Annotated in this window: 7 protein-coding genes; 6 read left to right on the top strand and 1 reads right to left on the bottom strand. The window is 73.7% G+C overall.

Features of this window, described 5'->3' with window-relative positions; all coding sequences use genetic code 11:
• The 5 genes from HUW36_RS18310 to HUW36_RS18330 form a co-directional block, all read left to right on the top strand.
• On the top strand, positions 1-2,677 hold a 2,677-nt coding region (locus tag HUW36_RS18310; RefSeq protein ID WP_174529287.1), incomplete at its 5' end, for an ATP-binding protein.
• Between the two features lies 1 nt (position 2,678).
• Complete coding sequence (locus HUW36_RS18315; RefSeq protein ID WP_174529288.1) at positions 2,679-4,622, top strand: MraY family glycosyltransferase; 1,944 nt, start codon at positions 2,679-2,681, stop codon at positions 4,620-4,622.
• Complete coding sequence (locus HUW36_RS18320) at positions 4,619-5,179, top strand: hypothetical protein (protein ID WP_174529289.1); 561 nt, start codon at positions 4,619-4,621, stop codon at positions 5,177-5,179. The genes HUW36_RS18315 and HUW36_RS18320 overlap by 4 nt, the downstream gene beginning before the upstream one ends.
• Positions 5,176-6,351 (top strand): M23 family metallopeptidase, encoded by a 1,176-nt coding sequence (locus HUW36_RS18325; protein WP_174529290.1) that lies wholly within the window; start codon positions 5,176-5,178, stop codon positions 6,349-6,351. Before HUW36_RS18320 ends, HUW36_RS18325 begins: the two co-directional genes overlap by 4 nt.
• Positions 6,352-6,361: 10 nt before the next feature.
• Complete coding sequence (locus HUW36_RS18330) at positions 6,362-6,961, top strand: hypothetical protein (protein WP_174529291.1); 600 nt, start codon at positions 6,362-6,364, stop codon at positions 6,959-6,961.
• A 6-nt stretch (positions 6,962-6,967) separates the two neighbouring features.
• Here the strand turns inward: HUW36_RS18330 and HUW36_RS18335 are convergent, their stop codons facing one another.
• The gene (locus HUW36_RS18335) at positions 6,968-7,525 is read right to left on the bottom strand and encodes an Rv0361 family membrane protein (protein WP_174529292.1); all 558 of its coding nucleotides are present in this window, start codon (positions 7,523-7,525) and stop codon (positions 6,968-6,970) included.
• Between the two features lie 224 nt (positions 7,526-7,749).
• Between HUW36_RS18335 and HUW36_RS18340 the strand changes: the two genes are divergently transcribed.
• Positions 7,750-9,395 (top strand): FtsK/SpoIIIE domain-containing protein (locus HUW36_RS18340; protein ID WP_281357535.1); only part of this gene is annotated, 1,646 nt, incomplete at its 3' end.

Here is a 9,395-nt window from a genome sequence, read left to right on the forward strand (position 1 = left end):
CTCTTCCGATCTGGAGGTCGGGCGGCCCGCGCACCGCGAGGTGGCGCCGCCCCGGCAGCGTTCCGCCGCCCGCCGCGACAAGCCCACCAAGCCGGTCCGGGTCCGCGCCCCGAAGATCAAGTTCGGGGACCGTGACCCCGCGGTCGAGCTGGCCATCACCGAGATCGCCGGGCACCTCACGTTCACCCCCAACACGGTCACCGCCTGGTACTGGCTGCCCGAGGTCCGCTGGGCGTTCCGGCCCGACGCCGAACGCGAGGCGCTGCTCTCCGCGATCTCCGAGCAGTACGCCGGACTGGCCGGGTTCCGCCTGCACCTGCGCCGCACCACCCGGCCGTTCCCGGCCGACGAGTGGGCACGCACCATCGACACCCACACCGCCGCCCCGCTGCCGGACGTGCCCGGCACCACCGGCTGGGCCGACCACCTGGTCGCCGCCCAGCGGCACCTGATGGCGGTCAACCACGCCGAGGGTCAGACCTACCTGGGCGTCACCTTCGCCCGCCGGTCGCTCGGCGACTCGCTCACCGAGCGGCTGCTGCGGACGTTCGGCCGGGGCACCGCCGACGGCGAGCGACGCCGGTTGGGCCGTACCGTCGAGCAGTTCGACGAGGTGCTCGGCGCGTTCGGCATGCGCGGGCGCCGGGTGACCGCGCCGGAGCTGGAGTGGCTGCTCTACCGGTCCGTCGCGCTCTGCATGGCGCCGCCCGGCGTGCTCTCCCCGATCACCAACGGCCGCTGGGAACGCGGCGACCTGCTGGCCCTGACCGAGCAGGTGGAGCGCTACCGCACGCCCTACGGCTCGACGGTCAAGCTGGTCAACCGGATGACCGGCGAGGAACGGCACGTGGCCGTGCTCGCGGTCGGCCGGATGGAGCCGCTGGAGATCCCCGAGCGGCACGAGCCGTGGCTGCACTTCCACGAGCGGCTGCCCTGGCCGATGGAACTCTCCACCCGGGTCGACATCCTCGGTCCCAACGACTCCTTCCGAAACCTGGAACACCGGCTCCGGATGATCCGCTCCCAGCAGCTCGACTACGCCGAGCACGGCATCGACGCCCCACCGGAGCTGGAACGCCTGGCCAAACGGGCGCTGGTGATCGGCGACGAGATGACCACCGGCCTGCCGGTGGACTCGGCCCGCGCGCACGGCTGGCACCGGATCGCGGTCGGCGGCCGGACCCGGGAGGAGTGCCTGGAACGGGCCCGCCGGCTCATCCAGCTCTACTCGCGGGAACTGCGGATCTCGCTGCAGCACCCGAAGAACCAGGACTGGCTGGCCCGCGAGTTCATCCCCGGCGAGCCGATCGCCAACACCGGCTACGTCCGGCGGATGCCGGTCAACCTGCTGGCCGCCGCGCTGCCCCAGGCCGCGTCCACCGTCGGCGACCGACGCGGCGACCTGATCGGCCGCACCGCCGGCACCTGCCGTCGCCCGGTCTTCCTCGACCTGCACTTCCCGATGGAGGTACGCGAGCGCTCCGGCCTCGCCGTCTTCGTCGCCGAACCCGGCGGCGGCAAGTCCACGCTGCTCGGCGCGCTCGGCTACCTGGCCGCCCGGCGTGGTGTGCAGGTGACCCTGCTCGACCCGTCCGGCCCGCTGGCCCGCCTCTGCGCCATGCCCGAGTTGGCGCCCTACTCGCGGGTGCTCAACCTGACCGGCTCCGAGCAGGGCACGCTGGCGCCGTACGCGCTGATCCCCACACCGCTGCGCAGCGAGTTCGCCGCCGGGGCGGCCGGCGACCGGGAGTTCGAGATCGCGGTCTCCAACGCCCGCGCCGAGCGCCGGATGCTGGTGCAGGACATCTGCATGATGCTGGTGCCGCCGCAGGTGGCCCGGGAGGCGTCCACGGCCACCCTGTTCCGGCACGCGGTCCGCCAGGTCCCGGCCGAGGAGACGTCCACGCTCGACGACGTGGTCGCCTGCCTCCAGGGGCTCGACGACGACGCCGGCCGCGAACTGGCCAACCTGCTGCTCGACACCGCCGAGATGCCGCTGGCCATGCTCTTCTTCGGCCGGCCGCCGGAGGGGCTGCTCGGCGCCGACGCCGCGCTCACCGTCATCACCATGGCCGGGCTCCGGCTGCCCGACCTGAAGATCGAGCGGGAATACTGGTCCGCCGAGGAGGCCCTGGCGCTGCCGATGCTGCACACCGCGCACCGGCTGGCGGTCCGCCGCTGCTACGGCGGCTCGATGTCCTCCCGCAAGCTGGTCGGCCTCGACGAGGCGCACTTCATGGAGGGCTGGCGCTCCGGACGCTCGTTCCTGGTCCGCCTCGCCCGCGACTCCCGCAAGTGGAACCTCGCCGCGCTCGTCGCCTCGCAGAACCCGAAGGACATCCTCGGCCTCGACGTCCAGAACCTCGTCTCCACCGTCTTCGTCGGCCGGATCGCCGAGGACAGCGAGATCGCCTCCGAGGCGCTGCGCCTGCTGCGGGTGCCGGTGGACGACGGCTACGAGGCGACACTCGCCTCGCTCAGCCAGGCCGACAGCGGTTCGGCGTCCCGCCTCGGCTTCCGCGAGTTCGTCATGCGCGACGTCGACGGCCGCGTGCAGAAGGTCCGGGTGGACGTGTCGTACGTCGACGGGCTGCTGGAACACCTGGACACCACCCCCGGCACGGTCGCCCAGGCCGCCGGGCAACTGCCGACCGTCCTGGCTGATCTGGAGGCGTGACATGGCGAGGGCCCGGGCACGGATCGCGGCGCTCCTCCTCGCGCTCGGCGTACTCGCCGGGGCCACGATCTCCTGGCCGGTGATCGGAGCGGCCACACCGGCGTACGCCGCCGGCCCGACCACCCAGGCCCGGGCCGAGCTGTGCAGCACCAAGGAGTGGCAGGCCGACTTCCGCGCCTGCGTGAACCGGCTCCAATCCGTCAGCGAGGACCAGATCGAGTGCCGCAAGCCGCCGGTGCCGGCGGCCCCGGACTCGGGTCTGGCCGGATGGTTCGCGTCCCGCCCGGACTCGGCCAAGGAGCCCGGCCCGAAGGGCCTCTACAGCGACTACGGGTACGCCGGCTACAGCTACGTCACGTACGACGTGGACGGCGGCTGCGCCTCGTCCGTGCTCCATCCCGACTACCGCTTCACCACGATGGTGGCGAACGGCGAGTTCATGTTCGCCAACGCGGTCATCGGCGCGTCGAACGCGCTGCGCGAGCGGGCGTGGGACCCGCGGACCATGTGGCGCTGGGCGGACCCGCTGGTCGAGCAGGCCACGAAGGCCGTCTACCAGAAGGTGTTCAGCGTCTTCGGCATCATCACCATCTGCGTCGTCGGCCTCTACCTGCTCTGGCGCTCCCGCCAGTCGGACATGAGCAACGCGATGACCACCGCCGGCTGGGCGCTGCTGGTGATGGTGGCCGTGACCGCGCTGGCCGCGTGGCCGGTCAAGTCCGCGAACCTCGCCGACAGCACGCTGATCACGACGCTGGGCGTGGTGCACGACGCGGTCGGCCCGTCGTCGAAGGACATCCCGCCGGACAAGTGCGTGCTGCCGAACCCGAGCGCCTGCGTGGACAAGCGCCCGCCGGCGGTGAGGGCCAGCGACACCGCCACCGAGACGATGCTCTACCGGAACTGGCTGCGCGGCGTGCTCGGCTCGGCCGACAGCGAGACGGCCAAGAAGTACGGTCCCGCCCTCTACGACGCCAAGTCGCTGACCTGGGAGGAATCGGAGAAGCTCCGCCAGAACCCGGCGACCCGTGAGGGCACGATCAAGGCTAAGCAGCAGCAGTGGGCCAAGGTGGCCCAGCAGATCAAGACCGAGGACCCGGAGGCGTACGAGTACCTGCAGGGCACCCGGGACATGGACCGGATCGGCGCCGGCTTCATCGCGGTGCTGGCCTCGCTGCTGTTCGCCATGTTCGACCTCACCGCGTCGCTGCTCGTGCTGCTCGGCTTCCTGATCTTCCGGTGGGCGGTGATCGCCGCGCCGATCCTGGGCACGGTGGGCCTGATGCGCCCGGCCAGCGCCGGCCTGCGCCGGCTGGCGAACGCGGTGGTGGCCGCCGTGTTCAACATCGCCATCTTCGGCACCGGCGCGGCCATCTACCTCTTCGCGGTCGACCTGATCATGAACACCGCCACGCTGCCCGGCTGGCTCCAGGTGGTCCTGGTCTGGCTCTGCGGCGTGGTGGGCTGGCTGCTGCTGCGGCCGTACCGGCGGATCACCCAACTCGGCGGCAAGGACAGCAGCGAGGCGGTCAGTTCGGCCGGCTCGTGGCACCGCCGCTTCTTCCGGGACATGCGGATCGCCGCCCGGCTGGACGTGGCCGAGCCCGGCGGCACCAACGAGCCGGCGTTCGGCAGGCGTCGCACCGTCACGGCGGACCAACGCCGCCTCCGGCCGGAGGCCCGGCACGAGGACCCGGCGCACGCCGCCACCTCGGTCGAGCGGGACCGGCCGGACGGACGGGAACGGCCCGAGGAGGCGCCCGTGGTCGAGCGCCGGGGTGACCGGCCCGCCACGGCGCCCCGCCCCCGTCGCGCCCCCTCCACCTGGACCGAGCCGGACGTGCCCGAGGAGGCCCCCTCCTACGCGGTCTACCGGCCGGACTCGGCGGACCGCGCCGCGCCGCCGGCCCGCCCGGCGCCGCGGATCCGCTCCGAGGCTAGGTGAGACAGGTGCGACGGGCGCTGGAGTTCCTCGTCACCCGGGTCCTCCGGTCCCGGCTCGGCATCGCGCTGGTGATCGCGGTGCTGGTCTTCGGCGTGATCGGCGCGGCCCGGCTGGTCTCCGGGCCGGTCGACCCGGGCCTCGGGCTGACCACCCGGCCCACCCAGCCGATCAGCACGGTGGATCCCGAGGCCGGTGACGACGGCGTGCTGTCCAGTCCCCCGGCAACGGTCGCCCCACGGACCAGGCCGGGCGAAGCCACCCCGGAGCAGGTCGCCGGCCGGTTCACCACGGCCTGGCTGACCGGTCCCGGCACCACAGGCGACGCCTGGCAGGCGAAGCTGCGTCCGCTCTCCACGCCCGCGCTCGTGGAGAAGATGACAGGTGCCGACCCGGAGACCGTGCCCGCCCGGCGGACCACCGGCCCGCCGACGCTGCGGCCGCGCACCGAGTCGTTCGTGGAGGCACTGGTCCCGCTGGACAACGGCACGCTTCGGCTCGAACTGGTCGCCGAGGACGGCCCGTGGCTGGTGGACGCGGTCGACTGGGAGCGGTCGTGAACGGCGAGCCGGCCGTCGCCGCGCGGGTCCGCCGCAAGCTGCGGGTCGGCGTGCTCGCCACGGCAGTCACCGTCGCACTCGCCCTGCTCTGCTGCGTCGGCGGCGCCGGCGCCTTCCTCCTGACCGAGCTGGGCGGTGACCAGGACGATCCGAAACTCGCGGCGCTCACCTGCGACCCCGCCTACCGGGTGAACCTCACCGGCGACATGCCGCGCTTCGCCGAGTACGGCGAGGCCCAGCTCCGCAACGCCGCCGTCATCATCAAGGTCGGTCAGGACATGAAGGTCCCGGCCCGTGGCTGGGTGATCGCGCTGGCCACCGCGATGCAGGAGTCCGCGCTCCGCAACCTGGCCAACAGCACCGTCCCGGCATCGCTGGCACTGCCGCACGAGGGTGTCGGCGCCGACCACGACTCGCTGGGCCTGTTCCAGCAGCGTCCCGGTTGGGGCAGCGTCGAGCAGCGGATGACGCCCTCCTACACGGCACGCAAGTTCTACCAGAAGATGGTCAAGGTCCCGAACTGGCAGCAGCGACCGCTCACCGTGGTGGCGCAGCGGGTCCAGGTGAGCGCGTTCCCGGACGCCTACGCGAAGCACGAGGAGTTGGCGGGACGGATCGTCGACGCACTCGCCGGCGGTGCGGCCCGGACCGTGGAGATCGCCGGCAGGGCCGTCTGCGACGCCGCCGCCGGAGCCCGGATCGCGGCCTCCGGATGGACCGCGCCGCTGCCCGGCGGGGTGGTCTCCGGCTTCCGCACCGCCGCCCGCCCGAGCCACAACGGGGTGGACCTGGCGGCGGAGAAGCGCACCCCCATCCACGCCGCGTCGGCGGGCCGGGTGCTGGTGGCGCGCTGCGATCCGGACCACTCGGGCCGGCGCGACTGCGACCGGGACGGCTGGCCGGACAAGGGCGGCTGCGGATGGTTCGTGGACATCCTGCACGCCGGCGGCTTCATCACCCGCTACTGCCACATGATCGAACGTCCTCGGGTGACGCCGGGGCAGGCGGTCGAGGCCGGCGAGGTGATCGGGCTCTCCGGCAGCAGCGGCAACTCCTCGGGTCCGCACCTGCACTTCGAGGTGCACAACAGCGGCGACCGGTCCAGCCGCGGCGCCGAGGACCCGCTGCCCTTCATGCGCAAGCGGGGCGCGCCCCTCGGCAAGTCCGAGTGAGACGCCCCCGATGAGCAACCCGCTTCCCGACCCCTTCGCGGACCGCCCCGACTGGGCGCCGCTGCCGCCCCGGCCGGTCGAGATCGCGCCCGCCACCGGCGGGACCGACCTGCGCGGCCGGCGCGTGCTCGTCGGGCTGCCCGGTCTCGGCTGGCGTGGCGACCTGCGGGCGGACGAACGGGTGGTGCAGGGCAGCCGCACCTACGTGCCGGTCATCCCGGAACACGAGTGGTACCGGGCCGAGTCCGAGCAGGTGGAGGTGTTCGCACCGCTGGTGCCGGTGGAGCGGGTCTGGGTGGAGACGATCGGCACCCGACCGACGCCGGCCGCCGCGGCGGGATCGGGCATCCGGCTGGTCTCACTCGACGCGCCCACCCGCCGGCCGCCCACCCCGGTTTTCGAGGCCGACGCGGTGACCGGGCGGCGCGTGGTGCACGTCGACGGCGGCGTGGAGCGACGCGACCTGCGCGCGGTCACCGAGACCTACTCGGGCGCGGACGGCGACATCTGCGTCCGGGTGACGTCGGAGCTGGAGTGGTACCGGTGGGCCTGGCGCGGCCAGGCACCGACCACCCTGGAGGTCCCGGTCCACCTGCTGTGGCTGGAGTAGAGGCTCTCAGCCGGTACGCTGGGCCGAGCAGACTCCCCAGCCGTCCTCGCGCCTCGTCTCGAACCGCCAGCCCTGCCGATCACTCTGCGTGATCCCATCGACCGACGCGGAGATGGTGAGTTCAACCTCGACTACGGCTTCATTACCCGACTGCTGGCTACTCAGAGGGCCCCAACTCACCGAGATTTTTGTGTTGAAGCGCTTCTCCCTGGCGACCAGGTCGTCTCGCACTGCACGCAAGCCGTCCAGATCGGTACGACCACCGCAGGTGAACTCCTGCGCCCTGGTGTCGTTGCGATCTACCAGGAGGGCCCGTACATAGTTGTCGACCGCGACGTCCGGGGCGCTGCGGTCCGGGGCGGTCGCCCGGTCGTAGAGCACGAATCCGACCACCGCTCCCCCCGCGCAGAGCAACGCGAGCACCCCCGCGACGACCATCAGCACGGTGCGCAGCGGACGCTTGGGGCGTACCGGAAGCGGAGCCGGCGCGGGTGGCGCCATCTGCTCCGGCGGGGTCCGCTGCGCCGGTACGCGGGAGACCTGGGAACCGGCGGGGGGCTGCACTGATTCCACCTCCTGAGGCTATCGGCTGCGCGCCGCGTACCCAATGCCTCAGAACTGGCGGATCGTGGCGAACCGCCGGACGGACGCCGACCGGCGGGCGGACCGGCGCGGGGTGAGGCTGCTCACCGCCGCGCAGCTCACCGCGCCGACCGACATCCCGGTGGACGGCGCGCGACTGGGTTACCGTCACTGCTCGGGAGGAGATGTCGGCCTCGGGAAGAGAGGTGGACGCGGTGGCGACTCCGAAGGCGCGCGCCGGTCGGGCCGCCGCGCTGCACCGCCGGGCCGAGGCCGCCGCGACCGCGGCGACGGGCATCCTGGACGAGATCCGGCCCGCACCCGCCGACCACCATCGACAGTACGAGCTGGCCGAACGCCTGCGGGCGGCGGCCGAGCAGGCGGCGCCCGGGTGGGCCGGCGCGGCGTTGGAGACCCTCACGCCTGCCACGCCGCCGGGTGACGGTCCACCGGCCCGGGTCCGGGTCGGCACCGCCGCGCCGCTGGACGACGCCCGCTTCCCCGCGCTGGTTCCGCTGCTCGGCAGCGGTCACCTGAGCATCGACGCCGACGCCACGGACCCCCGGGTGGCCGGGCTGCTCCGGGCGCTGCTGCTGCGTCTCTTCGCGGCCACGCCGGCCGGCGCGCTGCTGGCCCGGGCGGTCGACGGCGGTCCGGGCGACACCTTCGCCGGGTACGCGGCGCTCGCCGACGCCGGCCTGCTGCCCCCGCCCACCACCGACCTCACCGGGCTGCGGGCGGTGCTGGCCGAGGCGGAGCAGTGGGTGGCTGCCGGGACGTCCCGGCAGCGCGGGCACGACCGTACGCTGCTGCTCGTGGTGGCCGCCCTGCCCGACGGCACGACCACCGCCGACCTGGACCGGCTCGCCGAGCTGGCCGACCTGGGGCCGCGGGCCGGGTTGCACCTGGTGGTCGCCGGCTGGCCCGACGGCGGTCCGCTGCCCCGGGCCACCCCGCTCGCGGTACGCACCGCGTACGCGCTGGTGGGTGACCCGCCGGCGGGCGGGTTCAGCAGCCCGGGCGCCGAACCGCCGGGTGGCCTCCACTCGCCGGTGTTCCTGGACGAGGACCCGCCGGCGGACCTGGTCGCCGAGGTGTGCCGCCGGTTGGCCCGGCAGATCGAGGACGGTTCCCGGCTCTCCCTGGGCGACCTGCTGCCCACCGACGGGCTGTGGACGGCGGAGTCGGTCGACGGGCTGAGCACCACGGTCGGTGACGCCGCCGGGCGGCCGGTCAGTCTCGGCTTCACCGAGCTGACCCCGCACTGGCTGGTCAGCGGCCGCTCGCAGGCCGGCCGCTCGGCGTTCCTCACCGACGCGCTGTTCGGGCTGGCCTCCCGGTACGGGCCGGAGGAGCTGGCGCTCTACCTGGCCGACCTCGGGGACGGCGAGTCCTTCGTGGAGTTCCTGCAGACCGAGCGGGACCGGTCCTGGGTGCCGCAGGTGCGGGCCGCCGGGATGGCCGCCGACCGGGAGTACGTCGCCGACCTGTTCGGCGAGTTGGAGGCGGAGCTGCGCCGCCGTGAGGACGCGTCCCGGCGGGCCGGCGGCCAGCGGTACGCCGAGCTGCGCCAGCACCGACCGCTGCCCCGGATCGTCTGCGTGATCGACAACTTCCCGCTGCTGCTGCGCGACCGGGACCGGCTCGCCACCGACGTGCTGGCCCGGCTGGACGCGCTGGCCCGCGCCGCCCGGTCGTACGGGATCCACCTGGTGCTGGCCGGCGAGGGCGACCTGGGCATCGGCGGCCCGCGCGACCCGCTGTCGCGGCACCGCGTGCGCGGCCCGTCGTGCCACGAGCCGCCACCAGCACAGCTGGACGACGAGCGTGAGCAGTCCGGCCAGCACGATCG

It is taken from the genome of Micromonospora maritima, from assembly GCF_902825405.1.
Lineage (GTDB): Bacteria > Actinomycetota > Actinomycetes > Mycobacteriales > Micromonosporaceae > Micromonospora > Micromonospora maritima.

Bases quoted from the DNA above. Each gene is read 5' to 3' on its own strand.
- HUW36_RS18330 (WP_174529291.1), top strand. From the start codon at position 6,362: ATGAGCAACCCGCTTCCCGACCCCTTCGCGGACCGCCCCGACTGGGCG.
- HUW36_RS18315 (WP_174529288.1), top strand. From the start codon at position 2,679: ATGGCGAGGGCCCGGGCACGGATCGCGGCGCTCCTCCTCGCGCTCGGC.